Origin of the sequence: Microvirga sp. 2MCAF38, assembly GCF_052115485.1 — a bacterium.
Taxonomy (GTDB): Bacteria; Pseudomonadota; Alphaproteobacteria; order Rhizobiales; family Beijerinckiaceae; genus Microvirga.
Genome location: NZ_JBFRGU010000001.1, coordinates 693,208 through 708,716, shown reverse-complemented (window position 1 = coordinate 708,716; position 15,509 = coordinate 693,208). Strand labels below are relative to the sequence as shown.

The following is a 15,509-nucleotide window of genomic DNA, read 5'->3' as shown; positions in this document are numbered from 1 at the left end:
CTCAGATCACCACGACTGGAGCGCCCACCGGCACGCGATTGTAGAGATCGATCACGTCGCGGTTGAGCATGCGAATACAACCCGATGAGACCGCATGCCCGATCGTATCAGGCTCGTTGGTGCCGTGGATGCGGTAGAGAGTCGAGCCGAGATAAAGCGCCCGCGCGCCGAGCGGATTGTCGAGGCCGCCGTCCATGTGTTCGGGCAGATCGGGGCGGCGCTTCAGCATTTCCTTGGGAGGATACCAATCCGGCCATTCCCGTTTCGCGCTCACCGTCTTGCGCCCGGCCCATTCGAAACCCGGTCGTCCGACGCCGATGCCGTAGCGGATCGCGCGCCCACCGTCCTGGATGAGATAGAGATGTCTTGTGGGTGTATCGATGATGATCGTGCCCGGCTGCTCTCCGCCGCGATAGTTCACCGTCTGGCGACGGTATTCCGACCCGATTCCGTAGCTTGGACTACGTGTATCGCCAAGATCGTTTCCTGATGGAAGCGAGACAGCGTTGCTGGCAGGGCGCGCTGTCGTCGGCGATTCATAGGGATATCCCACCAGTGGGTCGATGGGTTGAGACTGATACATATAGCCAGGTTGCGCTTGATAATAATAAGAGCGAGCGGCCGGGCGCGGAGCGCGGGAATAGCCGTTCAAGGTGCTCTCATCCACATAGCCTCGCGCTTGCCCGGAGCCTGGGACGACCAGAATGTTGCCATAGGCATCGCGCGGCAACCCGTAGGCTCCACGCTGGTCCTGCGCCAGAACGGAGGAAGGAAGCAGCGATATGAGAAGAATGGCGGAGGGGACAAGGAGCGCGCGCATCGATGCACCTGTGCAAGTTCTGTTCGAAATTGCTTTGAAGGTTGCGATTTTCGCTCCGGAGATCGGCTGATGTGGGGCGAAAGGCTTCGCTTCCGCTCATTTTCCAGTCGAAACGCCACAAACTCCGGATGCCGACGCCACGCACATACTGTAAGAGCAACCTTCGCTCATCGCGCGGTCCGATCCGGAGCCCGCGCCACGTCAACGTCGAGACCTCCCATGCAGTTCGGTCCCATCGCTCGGATGGCGGCATCCATCGCGCTCCTGTCTTTCATGGACGCGATCATCAAGGGGATGCACGCGTCCTATCCGACGCTTCAGATCGTGTTTCTGCGCTTCGCTTGCGGAAGCATCGTCGCGAGCTGCGTGTTCGCGGCCATGCGCCCCGGTTGGCCATCCCGCGATACGGTTATCGCTAATGCCATGCGTTCGGTGGTGGCTGTTTTGACGGCCATCGCGTTCTTCTATGCGCTCGGTGAACTGCCACTCGCTGAGACGCTCGTCCTTTCATTCCTTGCACCGATGTTCATCGCGTTTCTCGGCCTCGTCTTGCTCAAGGAGCGGATCGACGGGCGTATTGTCGGTGCGCTTGTCGTCGGCTTCGGCGGCACACTCATTGTCGTATTCGGCCAGACGGGCGAGGCGGGTGCGGTGCGCTCCTGGAGCGGCGTGGCCGCGGCCCTTCTGTCGGCGATCACCTATGCCTTCAGCATCGTGCTGCTGCGCCAGCGTGCCCAACGGGACAAGTTCATCCATATCGTCTTTTTCCAGGCGGTAGGGCCGATGATCCTGTCCGCACCTTTCGCCTTCTATGTCTGGCAACCCCTCGACTGGACCGATCTAGGCTGGTTCCTGACCATGGGCTCGCTCGGTGTTGCCGGTCACATGCTGATGGCGAGCGCCTATGCCAAGGCGCCGGCCGCCCGTCTCGCGCCTTTGGAATATACCGCCCTGATCTGGGCGGCGTTGATCGGCTACGGTGTCTTCAGCGAAGTGCCGACCTGGGCGACCCTGGGCGGAGGCGCCCTCATCGTCGTGGCGGCAGCGATCACGTCCCGGCGCTAGGAGCATGATCAGAACAAGTGGAAACTGGTTGTTCGCCCGGATCATGCGGCAGAACAAGTGGAATCCGGTTGTTCGCCCGGATCATGCGGCATCGAAAGAATCGAGAGTTTGATCGTTTCAATCTGAAACGATAAAACTCTAAGTCTCTGGAGGAGAAGAGAAAATTTTCAGTCCCAGAAAGGCCTGAATTTTTTCGCTCATTCCCGTCCGTCCCAAACCTTGACTCGTCCCGGGGGGCTCCTTATCTCGCGACAAGCGTTGGCACTCGATGCATGACAGTGCTAACAGCGTAGGGAACTGGACGCGGCCATGGGTGGCTGCGCCATTTGTCAAAGAGGAAGTTTCATGAAATTCCGTCCGCTGCACGACCGCGTCGTCGTCCGTCGCCTGGATAGCGAAGAGAAGACGAAGGGCGGCATCATTATTCCGGATTCCGCTAAGGAAAAGCCGCAAGAGGGCGAGATCGTCGCCGTCGGCTCCGGCGCTCGCGACGAGAACGGCAAGCTCGTTCCGCTCGACGTCAAGAAGGGTGACCGCGTGCTGTTCGGCAAGTGGTCCGGCACGGAAGTGAAGCTCGATGGTCAGGATGTCCTCATCATGAAGGAATCCGACATCATGGGCGTGATCGGCAAGTAACCGTATCGGCAAGTAACCGTCCTTCCGAATTATCCAGGAACTCGACCATCCCGCACGGCCGCTTTGCCGCCCGAGGGGATCAGGAAGAACTGAAAAGGAAAAGCCCAATGGCTGCTAAAGACGTTAAATTCGGCGGCGAAGCCCGCGAAAAGATGCTCCGCGGTGTCGACATTCTCGCCGACGCGGTGAAGGTCACCCTCGGCCCGAAAGGCCGCAATGTCGTGATCGAGAAGTCCTTCGGCGCTCCGCGCATCACGAAGGACGGCGTGACCGTCGCCAAGGAAATCGAGCTTGCAGACAAGTTCGAGAACATGGGCGCCCAGATGGTCCGCGAAGTTGCGTCAAAGACCAACGACATCGCCGGTGACGGCACCACCACCGCGACGGTTCTGGCCCAGGCCATCGTTCGCGAAGGCGCCAAGGCTGTTGCCGCCGGCATGAACCCGATGGACCTGAAGCGCGGTATCGATCTCGCCGCCGCTGAAGCCGTCAAGGACATCCAGGCGCGCGCCAAGAAGGTGAAGTCGTCGGATGAAGTCGCGCAGGTCGGCACGATTTCGGCCAACGGCGACAAGGACATCGGCGACATGATCGCCCATGCCATGCAGAAGGTCGGCAATGAAGGCGTGATCACGGTCGAAGAGGCCAAGACCGCCGAGACCGAGCTCGACGTCGTCGAAGGCATGCAGTTCGACCGCGGCTACCTCTCCCCGTACTTCATCACGAACGCGGAGAAGATGGTTGCCGAGCTCGAGGATCCCTACATCCTCATCCACGAGAAGAAGCTCTCCTCGCTCCAGACCATGCTCCCGATCCTCGAGGCCGTGGTGCAGACGGGCAAGCCGCTCCTCATCATCGCCGAGGACGTGGAAGGTGAGGCTCTCGCGACCCTCGTCGTCAACAAGCTCCGTGGCGGCCTCAAGATCGCTGCCGTCAAGGCTCCGGGCTTCGGCGACCGCCGCAAGGCCATGCTCGAGGACATCGCCGTCCTCACCGCCGGCCAGACGATCTCCGAAGATCTCGGCATCAAGCTCGAGAACGTGACCCTCAACATGCTGGGCCGCGCCAAGCGCGTCCGCATCGAGAAGGAAAACACCACGATCATCGACGGCGCCGGCAAGAAGAAGGACATCGAGGCTCGCGTCGGTCAGATCAAGGCTCAGATCGAAGAGACCACGTCGGACTACGATCGTGAGAAGCTCCAGGAGCGTCTCGCCAAGCTCGCTGGCGGCGTCGCGGTCATCCGCGTCGGCGGCGCGACCGAGATCGAGGTGAAGGAGAAGAAGGACCGCGTTGACGATGCTCTGAACGCCACCCGCGCGGCGGTCGAAGAAGGCATCGTTCCCGGCGGCGGCACGGCACTGCTCCGCGCCAAGGCTGCGGTCTCGAAGCTCAAGACCGACAACTCCGACGTCAAGGCCGGTATCAACATCGTCCTGCGCGCTCTCGAAGCTCCGATCCGTCAGATCGTCGAGAACGCCGGTGTCGAAGGTTCGATCGTGGTCGGCAAGATCAACGAGAACAAGTCGGACACCTTCGGCTTCAATGCGCAGACCGAAGAGTTCGTGGACATGCTGAAGGCCGGTATCGTCGATCCGGCGAAGGTCGTCCGCACCGCTCTGCAGGACGCAGCCTCCGTGGCCGGCCTCCTCGTCACGACTGAAGCCATGGTCGCCGAGCTGCCGAAGAAGGAATCCGCTCCGGCGATGCCGGGCGGCGGCATGGGCGGCATGGACTTCTAAGAAGTCCAAGTAAAACCGCCCATCACTCAAGGATACTCAAGTCCGGCAAGTCGGACTTGAGGGGCGGCATGGACTTCTAAGAAGTCCGTAAGTCCAAGCGCACTGCTTGATACGATGAGGCCCCGGAGCGATCCGGGGCCTTTTTCATTTCACGCTTTCAGATTTCTCGGCGCTTGCCTTGGCGACCGGGCGAACCATTACTGATAAAGGGTGCGGACACGCTCGCGCGTAACCCGACGAGTAGGGACGAGGTGGCATTGCCGGTGGCATCGCAATTTCGGGACTGGGTGTCGAACCGCCGTGCGGAGCTTCGCCTGGCGTTTCGCATCACAATCGCTGGCGGCATCGCCTTCGTTTTGGCTCATGGGTTTTCTTTGACTCAAGGCTACTGGGCCGTGATTACCGCCGTCATCGTCATGCAGGCGAGTGTTGGAGGTTCCATCAAGGCGGCAATCGACCGGTTCCTCGGAACTTTTGCAGGCGCGATCTACGGGGCACTCGTGGCGGCCCTCGTTCCTCACGGTTCAGTCGTACAACTCGGGGCCGCAGTCGTCGTCGCACTCGCGCCGCTTGCGCTGCTCGCATCGATCAAGGCGAGTTTCCGCGTGGCGCCGATCACGGCCTTGATCGTGCTTCTCTCTGCATCCGGGCAGTCGTTGGGCCCGTTCGCATCGGCCATCGAGCGTGTTCTCGAAATCACTCTCGGCAACGTGGTCGGTGTTGTCGTCGCTTTGTTCGTACTGCCCGCGCGGGCGCATACGTTGCTGACGGAGTCGGCGGCGCAGGTGTTGCGTTTGAACGCTCGGCTCATGACCGCTTTGATGAATGCGCTCATCGTCGAGCCGAATGGTTCCGCCGGTGTAGCGTCTCTTCATGCAAGCATTCGCGCCAGTTTGAAGCAGGTCGAGACCGCAGCTGACGAAGCATCGCGCGAACGTAAGGCGCATTTGACCGACGCACCGGACCCGGAGCCGTTGGTGCGCACGCTGTATCGCGTTCGGCATGATTTCGTGATGATTGGGCGGGCGGCATCAGGGCCGCTGCCGGACGCGGTTCGCGATCGGCTCAAATCTTCCATCCTTGTGATCCGTGATAGTGCTAACGCGCTCTTGAGCGAGCTTGGCGATGCGCTGCAAAAGCGTGCCCCGCCTCCGACATCCGATGCTTTCGTTGCAGGCCTGTCCGCGTACGTGAAAGAGATGGATGCGTTGCGGACGGAGCACCTGATCGATGAACTGCCTGGCGACACGGTTGGGCGACTCTATGCCTTGCAGTTCGGCTTCGAGCAGTTCCGGCAGGACCTCGACGATCTCATCGAGCGTGCGGGTGACATGGGATTCGGAAGTCGTCTCGACGTGGAGACGAGATAGGCAAGCCCTCGCTGTGCGCACCCGACATCGCCGAAGCGACGACGGTCATCTCTCAGTCCTCGACCGAATAGCCGAGCTCTTCTAGCACGCCGTGAAAGCCATGCGAGGAGATCGCGGCCGCTAGATTTGGTGGCGCTTCCGTCAGAAATGAACAAGCCCGGATTCCGGGGCTTTTTGTTGTCCAAAGGGAAAGTATGGGCCGGAAGGCTAGAGGATGTCCTGCTCGCAAGAGCCTCGACCTCCCCGTATGCGGCACTCCTGTTTACGCAATGTGCTTTGTCACTGGCAATGAAATTAAATATCATTAATATGAAAGTAGTCACATCAGGATTTTCGCTCAGCTCAAAGCGAAGACGCTGCTGATGGCCGATGATGTCTTCATTGTGTGATGCCCGAATAGAGCAGGTTCATTAAGAAGCCCCGGAGGAGACTCCGGGGTTTTTTGTTGCGATTACGGGGGGGTATTTTGACAAATATTACTTTATAACATAGGAAAACACTCTGAAGCGAGGATCCCGAATGTCTATCCATATCATCGACGCCTCAAGGCCATTGCCTCCTGCCTACGCGGATTTTCAGCATGCCCTCCGGCTCGAGGAGAGCGATACTGTCATTCTTGCCGCGGGGGCTAGCATCGAAGCCTATGGGATCGAGGCTCACGGAATAGTCGGTCATTTTGGCACGACCCTGCTGATCGACGGGAACGTGCTGAGCCAACACGGCACAGGCATATTGACCAGTGGCGCCATCACGATCGGCCTGACGGGCTCGGTCAAGGGCTACTACTCGGCGATCGATATCTACGAGAACAGGCCTGGTTCACCTTCCAGCACCTTGACGAACTTGGGAAGGATCGAGACTGAAGAAGGCGTGGGCGTGAAAGTTTTCGATCCTAACGCGACGATCCTCAACGTAGGGACCATCTCAGGCGTCGAAGGCATTAATTTCGACTCATACGGATTCGAAGAGCGTACGGACCAACTGAAAATCGTTAATACCGGCCTGATCCAAAGTGACGGAAGGGCGATCACGGGCTTGATGTATGGGTCGAATACTGTCGTCAATACAGGCCACATTATCGGCGACGTTTTTCTCGGCGGCAGGGCTTGGGTCGAGCCTGCCGGGCCACCGACCAATATTTACGATGGGCGCGGCGGGACTTTGACGGGAACAGTCTACTTCAGCTCCGGAAACGACATCGCCTATGGAGGGGATGGCAACGAAACCTTCTCTCTCGGAGCGAACGTCAATTTCGTCGATGGCGGCGGCGGCAACGATACGATCTTCTATTATGCACCTGGCACCAGCGTCGATCTGCGTATCACGGAGCGGCAGCAGACCGGCGCCTACAGTTGGGATACGATCCACAATGTCGAATCGCTTTTCGGAAGCGTATTCTCGGACCGTTTCACCGGCAACGATCAGCAGAATACGCTGACCGGCAATCGCGGCAATGACACCCTCGACGGCCAAGGCGGGGACGACATCCTCAATGGAGGAGAGGGGAGCGACGACATTCGCGGTGGAGCGGGCGTCGATATCGCCGCCTATTCCGGCTCGTTTGCTGATTACACCATTTCTCAACAAGCCAACGGCAGCGTCATCGTAACGGACAATCGGGGTATCGTCGGCGCGATGACCGACGGTATCGATACGCTGAACGGCATCGAATATCTCCAGTTTTCCGACCGCACTATCGCGCTCGCCGGCACGACGAACCGGGCGCCGACCTCGGTCGATCTCAGCAGCAGGCTTGTGGACGGCGATGCTCCTGTCGGCACTTTGGTCGCTACCTTGAGTGGCGTCGATCCCGATGGCGATGCGCTCGGTTATCACCTCGTCTCCAACCCCGGTGGCCATTTCCGCATCCACGGCAACAAGCTTCTGGTCGACCGCGCTTTCACCGACCGCGACGCCGACATCACCATCACCGTGCGCGCCAGCGACCCGCATGGAGCCTCCATCGATCGCAGCTTCGTCATCGACGTGGCTGCCGACGTGATCTCGATCCCACCTGGAGAAATCCCGGGACCCATTGTCGAGCTTCCACTCGTGTATCCGATGCTCTCGTCCCTGACCCTCACCGGCGGTAAGAAGGCGGATGTGTTGAAGGGCGGAACGGGCGACGACCTGCTCAATGGCGGGCTCGGGATGGACAAGCTCACGGGCCAGGGCGGGGCCGACGTGTTCGCCTTCACCACAAAACTCGGGCGGACCAATGTGGACCGGATCTTGGATTTCCAGAGCGACGAGGACACGATCAGCCTGTCGAAGGCAGTGTTCAGCAAGCTCCGGAAGGGCGTGTTGTCCGACAAGGCGTTTTGGGTCGGCTCACAGGCTCACGATGCAAGCGACCGCATTGTCTATAACGAGAAGACAGGCGCTCTCTCTTATGATGCGGACGGCTCAGGCACGAAGCATGCCGCCGTCAAGTTCGCTCAGCTGAAGGTAGGCACGCTGCTCACGGCGCACGATTTCTTCATCGCGTGATGCTTGAATAGATCGCGTTCGACTTCAAAAGGCCCCGGATTTCTCCGGGGCCTTTTTCATTTGGAACAGAGGAGAATTAAGCCGCCTGCTTCAGGCCTTCGGCCACCAGCGCCTCTTGCACCTTGGGGCGCGCGGCAACGCGGGCCATAAAGGCGCTGAGGTTCTTGAAGGACGAGATGTCGATGGCGTGGAAGTTCGTCCAACTCACGACGGTGAAGAGATAGGCGTCCGCGATGCTGAAGGCCTCTCCCATCAGGAACGGCCGCTTGGCCAAAGTCTCGTCGAGATAGGCGAAGCGCGTGGCAAGACGATCCTGCGCGGCGGCTTTCATGGAATCCGGCGTCGCGGGATTCCAGAGCGAGCTGAAGCCCTTGTGGATCTCGGAGCTGATGAAGGTGAGCCACTCGATCAGGCGATAGCGCTCCGTCGTGCCGTTTGCGGGCGCGAGACCTGCGCCGGGCTGCTGGTCGGCGAGATACTGGATGATCGCAGCTGCCTCCGTGAGCAGGGAGCCATCCTTCAGAGCGATGGCGGGCACGTAGCCCTTCGGGTTGATCGCGCGGAAGTTCTCGCCAGTCTCCGTGAGATTCTTCGAGAGATCCACTTTCACGAGAGTGATTGGAAGGCCGGCTTCGCGGGCGACGATATGCGGCGCGAGCGAGCAGGCGCCGGGAGTATAATAGAGCTTCATTTGGATTTCCTTTGAAGGGGAATCAGGCGGTGCGCCCGACGGGAGAGACGTGTGAGCGGAACGGAAGAGGTCGCGACGGGCTCAAGGCATAAGCCCCATCGCCCAAGAGGGCCTGCGCGAAGGACAGAACGATCAGATAAAGCGGATATTCCCAGCCGCCGCCGTTGGCCGAAAACACCCAGCCATTCCCGGAGTGGACGCCAAATGCGCCGATCAGCACCGGGATCAGTGCCAAAGCGACCCAACGGCTTTGCACGCCGAGGATAAGAAGAATTCCGCCGATCATTTCGGCGAAGAACGTGGCGTAGGCGAGCCAGCCGGGCAGACCGAGCGACTGAAAGTACTGCGCGGTGCCCGCGAGCGTGAACGTCATCAGCTTCAAGACAACGCTGTGGGCTAGATACATCAGGCCGAGCGACAGGCGCAGAAGCAGGGTCGCGTAAGCCGAATTTGGTGAGGCCGTCGAGGTCATTTACAATCTCCATGTAAGTGTATCGATATAGCCACGCTTGCCTTTCGGCGTCAAATTTGATGCAATTGCATAATAAAAGAGGAGGGTTTGCGACAATGCAAATGCCATCAGACGCGACACAGGATGTCTGGATCCGTCTCAATTGTACGCAACGCCGCGTGAAGGCGCTTATCGAGGCGGCCTTGAAGGACGCCGGCTTCCCTTCCCTGGACTGGTATGGTGTCTTGCTGCATCTGAAGCGGGCCGAGGAAGGTTGCCTCTCTCCCCGCGAGATCGAGTACAGTTTGCTGTTCGAGCAATACAACCTGTCGCGGCTTCTCGACCGCATGGAAGCGGAAGGTCTTGTGAAGCGGATCCCCTATCCTGGCGACAAGCGTCGACAACTCATCGCAATCACGACCGCCGGAAGAAAACTTCAAGAACGAATGTGGGTGACTTACGGAGGCGCCATCGAACAATTCGTCGGCACGAGGCTCTCAAAGGGCGAGGCCGATCAGCTGGCCGCACTTCTGTCCAAACTGTGATGACCGTTCAACTGTGACATAGCCGAGCGCATTTCATGACGCGCTCGGTCTATCGGTCTTCGTTGGGCGGCTCTGCATCCGAGGGTGAGCACGGACGCAAAGGCCTTTAGCGAGCTATGATCAGGCGCTAGTCTCGCTTGCGCTTTTCTTCGATGCGGCGCTTGTGCTTCTTGTTCGGGCCGGACGGCTTGCCGTTTTTCGGCGATCCATCTTTGTGGCTGCCCTTGAAGCCTTCGCCCTTCCCACTGAGATCACCTTTCGGGCCGGAATCGCCTTTGCCGCGGAAACCGCCTTTGGCTTTGAAGCCTTCACCCTTGCCGGGGCCTTTTGGGCTCCACTTCTTGCCTTCATGCGCGCCACCTTTGTCGAACTCCGCCGGCTCGATGCGGATATCCTCGTCGTTGGTTTTGCGCACGGCAGACGCGAAGCGCGATGCGAAGTCTTTTGCGATCTGGAACTTCGTTTCGCGATCGTAGATCTTGATCGAGCCGATCTCCTTTTTCGTCACGTGCCCGAGGCGGCAGATGATCGGTAGAAGCCAGCGAGGATCCGCGTTGTTGCGACGGCCCACGCTCATGCGGAACCAGACCATATCTTCCGATGCGCCGTAATCCGCGCCGTCGGACGGACCGCGATCCTTCCCGCGAGGACGCTCGCGCTCGGCTTCCCGCTCGCGCTTGTCCTTGCGCTGACGCGGCTCGCGCTCGCTACCGGCGTCATACATTTCCTCGGGCGCGGGAAGGCGCGCGCGATGGAAGCGCACCAGCGCGGAGGCGATTTCTTCCGCCGAACGCTCCGCGAGAAGCGAGCGCGCCAGAGCGAGATCCTCCTCCGAGGATTCTTCGACGACACTCAGCTCCTTCAGCAGACGTTCTTGATCGCCCTTGCGGATCTCCTCCGCGGAAGGCGGGCCGCCCCAAGTCACATCGACGCCGGCGGAGTCGACGAGGCGTTCTGCCTTGCGGCGCCGGGTGTAAGGAACGAGTATCACGCACACGCCCTTGCGGCCCGCGCGGCCCGTACGGCCGCTGCGGTGTAGAAGCGTCTCGTGATCGTTCGGCAGATCGGCGTGGATGACGAGGCCGAGATCGGGAAGATCGATGCCGCGCGCGGCGACGTCAGTCGCGACGCAAACGCGCGCGCGCCCGTCACGCAAGGATTGCAGAGCGTTGCTGCGCTCGTTCTGGGTCAGCTCACCGGAAAGCGCCACGGCGGAAAAGCCGCGCTCGATCAGGCTCGCCGTCAGGTGACGCACCATCTCGCGCGTCGAGCAGAAAACCATCGCACCGCGCATTTCGAAGAAACGCAGAACGTTGACGACCGCGTGTTCGATCTCATTCGGTGCGATGCGAACGGCGCGATATTCGATGTCACCGTGCGGCTGGTTCTGCACCAGCGTGTCGATGCGGACGGCATCGCGCTGATAGCGCTTGGCAAGCGCTGCGATGTTGCGCGGAATCGTCGCCGAAAACAGAAGCGTCCGGCGCTCCTTCGGCGTCGCGTCGAGGATGAATTCAAGGTCTTCGCGGAAGCCCAGATCGAGCATCTCGTCGGCTTCGTCGAGCACCACTGCGCGCAGCTTCGAGGTGTCGAGCCGGCCGCGCTCCAGATGGTCGCGCAGGCGTCCAGGCGTGCCGACGACGATATGGCAGCCATCGGCCAACGCCCGCTGTTCACGCCGCACATCCATGCCGCCGACACAGGACGCGACGCGCGCGCCTGCCGGGCCATAGAGCCAGATCAATTCGCGGTGGACCTGCAGGGCAAGCTCGCGCGTCGGCGCGATGATCAGCGCCAGCGGTTCGGCGGGAGGCGGGAGGCGCTCGGCATCGCCGAGCAGCGTCGAGCCGAGGGCAAGGCCGTAGGCGACGGTTTTACCTGAGCCGGTCTGGGCCGAGACAAGAAGGTCCCGATCCTTGGCATCAGCCTGGAGGATTGCCGCCTGAACGGGGGTGGGCTCTTTGTAGCCGCGATCCGCAAGGGCGCGTTCGAGACTGGGATTGGCTTTGGGAAAAGGCATGTGTATCGCGGCCAAGCCGCTCCTCGAAGCATGATGCTAAAGGGATCCGGTATCCCAGAATGATCATGCCCTAACAAAAAGATAGAGCGGATGCGATGACGAGATCAGCGCAGGCCCGCTCTAGAGCATGATCAGAATAAGTGGAAACCGGTTTTTCACCCGGATCATGCAGCAACAAGAAATCGAGAGTTTGATCGTGTTTCAAAGAGACACGATCAAACTCTCAAAAATCGGATCGGCTCCGATGAGATCGTAGGCCTGATCAGGCCTCATCGCCCATTTCGTCGATTTCTACAAGGAAAACAACGTCGATGCCATCATCGCCGTCCTCGTCGTCCTCTTCCTCGTCTTCGAAATCCTCGTCACCCTCGAGAGCGTCGTCGAAGGCTTCGATCTCGTCTTCCGAGGAGCGGCGGATCGTCAGAGCGGCGGAACCGTCCCACAGGGGGTTGTTGTCGCTCTTGAACGAAACGAGGTCGTCCTTGAAGCCTTCGCTCGTGAAGAGCTCCTGGGCTTGATCCTCATCGGCATTGGTCACGGCGATCGCCTTGCCGGCGATTTCAAGAGTAAACATGGCTGGTCCTTCTGAGATAGGCTTTAGTCTAAAGCAATAATGTTGATGCGGCCATATAGCCTGCTTGGGCGAAATGCCAGCCGTCCTGGCCAATAAAAAAGGCCGGGTGGAAGCCCGGCCTCGTGAAAAGTTTTGAAAAATCCCTGTTTCGGACCGACTTGACCTCGGAATCCCATTTCCGGAGCAGGCAGGTGCGTTCCGCGACCGAGCCGTATTCGGGTGTGTCGGTGCTCTTTCGCGGGGCCATGATAGCCGATCAACAAAAAAGGCCGGCCCCGAAGGGCCGGCCAGGTTCCCAGAGGACATGGGAGGCGAAATTACCAGCTCGTGAGAACGGCGCCCTTGAACTTCTCTTCGACGAACTTCTTCACCTCGGGGGTGTGATAGGATTCGACGAGAGCCTTTACCCAGGGCTTGTCCTTGTCTTCAGCGCGCACGGCGATGATGTTGACGTAAGGTCCTTTCGGATTCTCGCGGGTCAACGCGTCTTTCACCGGATCCAGACCAGCCTGCGTCGCGTAGTTGGTGTTGATGACGGCGGCGTCCACGTCGTCGAGCACGCGCGGAGCCTGAGCGGCGTCGATCTCGACGAATTTCAGTTTCTTCGCATTCTCGGTGATATCGATCACCGTCGGCTTGAAACCGACGCCGTCCTTCAACTTCAATAAGCCTTTGTCCTGCAACAGCAGAAGCGCGCGACCGCCATTGGTGGGATCGTTCGGGATCGCAATGGTGGCTCCGCTCGGAATGGCGTCGAAGGCCTTGTGCTTCTTCGAGTAAACGCCAATCGGGAAGTTCACCGTGAATGCCACGGTCTCGATCTTGTAGCCGCGGTCAGCCTTCTGATTGTCGAGATAAGGTTGATGCTGGAACGAGTTCGCTTCCAGTTCACCAGATGCCAGCGCCGCGTTCGGTACGACGTAGTCGGAGAACTCGATGATCTTGAGATCGAGGCCCTTCTGCGCGGCGATGGGCTTAACGGCCTCAAGAATTTGCGCATGTGGACCGGGCGTCGCGCCGATGCGGACCGTTTGCGTTTGCGCGGCGGCGGGGAAGGCTGCCAGCGAGAGGAGGGCGGCAAGGCCCAGATGCTTCAGGGACATCAAAATTACTCCTTGAGTGAGTCCGATCAGGCGTGACGGATGCGTTTGTTGAGGTGGCGTGCGAGGCGATCGCCGAGGCTCTGCACAGCCTGGACGAGAACGATGAGCACGATCACGACGGCGATCATCATGTCGGGCATGAAGCGTTGATAGCCGTAGCGGATTCCAAGATCGCCCAGGCCGCCACCCCCGACGGCTCCGACCATGGCCGAGTAGCCGAGCAGCGACACCGCTGCGAGCGTGAGGCCGAGAACGATGCCCGGTAGCGCTTCGGGTATGAGGACCTTCAACACGATCTGCAGCGGGCTTGCGCCAAAGGCGCGCGCGGCTTCGATGAGGCCTTGATCGACTTCACGGATCGCCCCTTCGATCAGGCGCGCGATGAAGGGCGTGGCAGCAACGGTAAGGGGCACGATGGCCGCATTGGTGCCGATGGACGTGCCAGCGACCAAGCGCGTGAAAGGAATGATCGCCACCACGAGAATGATGAACGGCGTCGAGCGCGCGGCATTCACGATGGCGCCGAGCACGCGGTTCACCCAGGGTGCTGCGAACAATTCGCCCTTGCCGCTGGTGGCGAGAAATACGCCGAGCGGCAAGCCGAGAAGCGTGCCGACCACGCCGGAGATCGCGACCATGAGAAGCGTCTCGCCGGTGGCGGAAAGAATGAGGCGGATCATCTCAGGAGACATGGCCGAGAACCTCCGTATCGAGATCGTGCTGCTTCAGAAAACCGAGGGTCTTGGTCAACGTTGCCTCAGGCACGCCGATCACGAGCGTACCGCAGGGGCGGCCCGCGATTTCGTCCACGCTGCCTGCGAGAATGTTGGCCTCGATATTGAGATCGCGCGCGAGACGCGCCAGCACCGGGTCAGTCGCATGCGGTCCGCGAAAGCCGATGCGGATTACTGCCTGGCTGCCGGGTGAGGCTTCCGCGCGCAAGCGATCCGCGACATATGACGGGAGCGCACGGCCCGCCTCATCCGCGAGAAAGCTTCGTGTCACTTCATGCTGTGGACGAGTGAAGACGTCGAACACGTCGCCTTGCTCGACGATGCGCCCTCCATCGATCACCGCGACCTCGCGGGCGATAGAGCGGATGACCGCCATTTCGTGCGTGATGAGAAGAATGGTCAGCCCAAGCTCGGCGTTGATGCGCGCCAGAAGATCGAGGATCGAGCGCGTGGTCTCCGGATCGAGGGCGGAAGTCGCTTCATCCGAGAGAAGCACCTTCGGTTTCGTGGCGAGCGCGCGGGCGATGCCGACGCGCTGCTTTTGCCCACCGGACAATTCGGAAGGATAGCGGTCACGCTTGTCGGTAAGGCCGACGAGGGCGAGCAATTCGTCGACGCGCGCGCGGATCGCAGCCTTGTCGTAGCCTGCGACCTCGAGCGGCAGAGCAATGTTCTGTGCCGCCGTGCGAGAGGACAGGAGATTGAAGTGCTGGAAGATCATGCCGATGGAGCGGCGCGCGTGGCGCAGCGCGCTTTCCGGCAGAGCCGCGACATCCGCGCCGTCGACAATCACGCGGCCGGAAGTCGGCTTTTCCAGCCCGTTGACGAGGCGGATCAGAGTTGATTTTCCGGCACCTGAGCGACCGATGACGCCCAGAACTGCACCTTGAGGCACGGAAAGATTGATGCCTTCCAGCGCCGGCACCGGAGCGCCGGTACGGCCCGTATAAACCTTCGACACGTTCTCCAGGCGGACAATGGATTCCGCCGGAACCAATCGTCGCAGCGCCTGATCGCTTAAGCTTCCGAGCGGTGCGTTCATGCCGTCGCTCTCCTTTCAGTAGAGAGGAGAGATGGACAATAACGTTCGCTATGTCAATATTTTTGTTCTTTAAACAGGATAGTGTCGTTTTTTAGAACGTTTTTCTCTTAAAACTTCTACAAGGGAATGCATTGTCCTCAATCTTGCCATGAGGTTGGTGGATCGCCTCCGTCGCAAAGACCTGTCGCGCCGACCACATGCGCCAAGCTTGTGATTTCGCATGATT

At 60.1% G+C, this 15,509-nt stretch carries 14 protein-coding genes; 6 read left to right on the top strand and 8 right to left on the bottom strand.

Translation table 11 applies throughout. From position 1 onward, the window contains the following. Nucleotide 1: 1 nt before the first annotated feature. A complete protein-coding gene (locus AB4072_RS03340) occupies nt 2-820 on the bottom strand; it encodes a L,D-transpeptidase (protein WP_441965478.1) in 819 nt (272 codons plus the stop codon). Nucleotides 821-1,039: 219 nt separating this feature from the next. On the opposite strand from AB4072_RS03340, the gene AB4072_RS03335 reads away from it, so the two are divergent. From AB4072_RS03335 to AB4072_RS03315, 5 genes are all read left to right on the top strand, one after another. Beyond that, on the top strand, nt 1,040-1,885 hold the full coding sequence (locus AB4072_RS03335) for a DMT family transporter (RefSeq protein WP_441965477.1): 846 nt from the start codon (nt 1,040-1,042) through the stop codon (nt 1,883-1,885). Between the two features lie 345 nt (nt 1,886-2,230). Then, nucleotides 2,231-2,521 carry a co-chaperone GroES gene (groES, locus tag AB4072_RS03330; RefSeq protein ID WP_441965476.1) on the top strand — a complete coding sequence of 97 codons (291 nt, stop codon included), beginning with the start codon at nt 2,231-2,233 and terminating at the stop codon, nt 2,519-2,521. A gap of 107 nt (nt 2,522-2,628) precedes the next feature. Beyond that, nucleotides 2,629-4,263, top strand: coding sequence for a chaperonin GroEL (groL, locus tag AB4072_RS03325; RefSeq protein ID WP_441965475.1), 1,635 nt, complete (start codon nt 2,629-2,631; stop codon nt 4,261-4,263). A gap of 263 nt (nt 4,264-4,526) precedes the next feature. Beyond that, entirely contained in the window at nt 4,527-5,633 is a 1,107-nt protein-coding gene (locus tag AB4072_RS03320) for an FUSC family protein (RefSeq protein WP_441965474.1), read from the top strand. A 519-nt stretch (nt 5,634-6,152) separates the two neighbouring features. Next, nucleotides 6,153-8,123: a hypothetical protein gene (locus AB4072_RS03315; protein WP_441965473.1), complete on the top strand. Its 1,971-nt coding sequence runs from the start codon at nt 6,153-6,155 to the stop codon at nt 8,121-8,123. A gap of 76 nt (nt 8,124-8,199) precedes the next feature. On the opposite strand, the gene gstA is transcribed toward AB4072_RS03315, so the two are convergent. Next, on the bottom strand, nt 8,200-8,814 hold the full coding sequence (gene gstA / locus AB4072_RS03310) for a glutathione transferase GstA (RefSeq protein ID WP_441965472.1): 615 nt from the start codon (nt 8,812-8,814) through the stop codon (nt 8,200-8,202). Between the two features lie 22 nt (nt 8,815-8,836). Further along, nucleotides 8,837-9,286 (bottom strand): DoxX family protein, encoded by a 450-nt coding sequence (locus AB4072_RS03305; RefSeq protein ID WP_441965471.1) that lies wholly within the window; start codon nt 9,284-9,286, stop codon nt 8,837-8,839. Nucleotides 9,287-9,381: 95 nt separating this feature from the next. Between AB4072_RS03305 and AB4072_RS03300 the strand changes: the two genes are divergently transcribed. After that, nucleotides 9,382-9,810: a MarR family winged helix-turn-helix transcriptional regulator gene (locus AB4072_RS03300; protein ID WP_441965470.1), complete on the top strand. Its 429-nt coding sequence runs from the start codon at nt 9,382-9,384 to the stop codon at nt 9,808-9,810. A gap of 127 nt (nt 9,811-9,937) precedes the next feature. Here the strand turns inward: AB4072_RS03300 and AB4072_RS03295 are convergent, their stop codons facing one another. The 5 genes from AB4072_RS03295 to AB4072_RS03275 form a co-directional block, all read right to left on the bottom strand. Further along, on the bottom strand, nt 9,938-11,830 hold the full coding sequence (locus tag AB4072_RS03295) for a DEAD/DEAH box helicase (protein ID WP_441965469.1): 1,893 nt from the start codon (nt 11,828-11,830) through the stop codon (nt 9,938-9,940). A 262-nt stretch (nt 11,831-12,092) separates the two neighbouring features. Then, nucleotides 12,093-12,404, bottom strand: coding sequence for a hypothetical protein (locus AB4072_RS03290; RefSeq protein WP_441965468.1), 312 nt, complete (start codon nt 12,402-12,404; stop codon nt 12,093-12,095). Between the two features lie 317 nt (nt 12,405-12,721). After that, on the bottom strand, nt 12,722-13,507 hold the full coding sequence (locus tag AB4072_RS03285) for a MetQ/NlpA family ABC transporter substrate-binding protein (protein WP_441965467.1): 786 nt from the start codon (nt 13,505-13,507) through the stop codon (nt 12,722-12,724). 26 nt (nt 13,508-13,533) lie between these two features. Beyond that, nucleotides 13,534-14,199, bottom strand: coding sequence for a methionine ABC transporter permease (locus AB4072_RS03280; RefSeq protein WP_441965466.1), 666 nt, complete (start codon nt 14,197-14,199; stop codon nt 13,534-13,536). Then, nucleotides 14,189-15,283 carry a methionine ABC transporter ATP-binding protein gene (locus AB4072_RS03275; protein ID WP_441965465.1) on the bottom strand — a complete coding sequence of 365 codons (1,095 nt, stop codon included), beginning with the start codon at nt 15,281-15,283 and terminating at the stop codon, nt 14,189-14,191. The genes AB4072_RS03280 and AB4072_RS03275 overlap by 11 nt, the downstream gene beginning before the upstream one ends. Between the last annotated feature and the right edge of the window lie 226 nt (nt 15,284-15,509).

Bases quoted from the DNA above. Each gene is read 5' to 3' on its own strand.
- AB4072_RS03340 (WP_441965478.1), bottom strand. From the start codon at position 820: ATGCGCGCGCTCCTTGTCCCCTCCGCCATTCTTCTCATATCGCTGCTT.
- AB4072_RS03335 (WP_441965477.1), top strand. From the start codon at position 1,040: ATGCAGTTCGGTCCCATCGCTCGGATGGCGGCATCCATCGCGCTCCTG.
- groES (WP_441965476.1), top strand. From the start codon at position 2,231: ATGAAATTCCGTCCGCTGCACGACCGCGTCGTCGTCCGTCGCCTGGAT.
- groL (WP_441965475.1), top strand. From the start codon at position 2,629: ATGGCTGCTAAAGACGTTAAATTCGGCGGCGAAGCCCGCGAAAAGATG.
- AB4072_RS03315 (WP_441965473.1), top strand. From the start codon at position 6,153: ATGTCTATCCATATCATCGACGCCTCAAGGCCATTGCCTCCTGCCTAC.
- gstA (WP_441965472.1), bottom strand. From the start codon at position 8,814: ATGAAGCTCTATTATACTCCCGGCGCCTGCTCGCTCGCGCCGCATATC.
- AB4072_RS03305 (WP_441965471.1), bottom strand. From the start codon at position 9,286: ATGACCTCGACGGCCTCACCAAATTCGGCTTACGCGACCCTGCTTCTG.
- AB4072_RS03300 (WP_441965470.1), top strand. From the start codon at position 9,382: ATGCAAATGCCATCAGACGCGACACAGGATGTCTGGATCCGTCTCAAT.
- AB4072_RS03295 (WP_441965469.1), bottom strand. From the start codon at position 11,830: ATGCCTTTTCCCAAAGCCAATCCCAGTCTCGAACGCGCCCTTGCGGAT.
- AB4072_RS03290 (WP_441965468.1), bottom strand. From the start codon at position 12,404: ATGTTTACTCTTGAAATCGCCGGCAAGGCGATCGCCGTGACCAATGCC.
- AB4072_RS03285 (WP_441965467.1), bottom strand. From the start codon at position 13,507: ATGTCCCTGAAGCATCTGGGCCTTGCCGCCCTCCTCTCGCTGGCAGCC.
- AB4072_RS03280 (WP_441965466.1), bottom strand. From the start codon at position 14,199: ATGTCTCCTGAGATGATCCGCCTCATTCTTTCCGCCACCGGCGAGACG.
- AB4072_RS03275 (WP_441965465.1), bottom strand. From the start codon at position 15,283: ATGAACGCACCGCTCGGAAGCTTAAGCGATCAGGCGCTGCGACGATTG.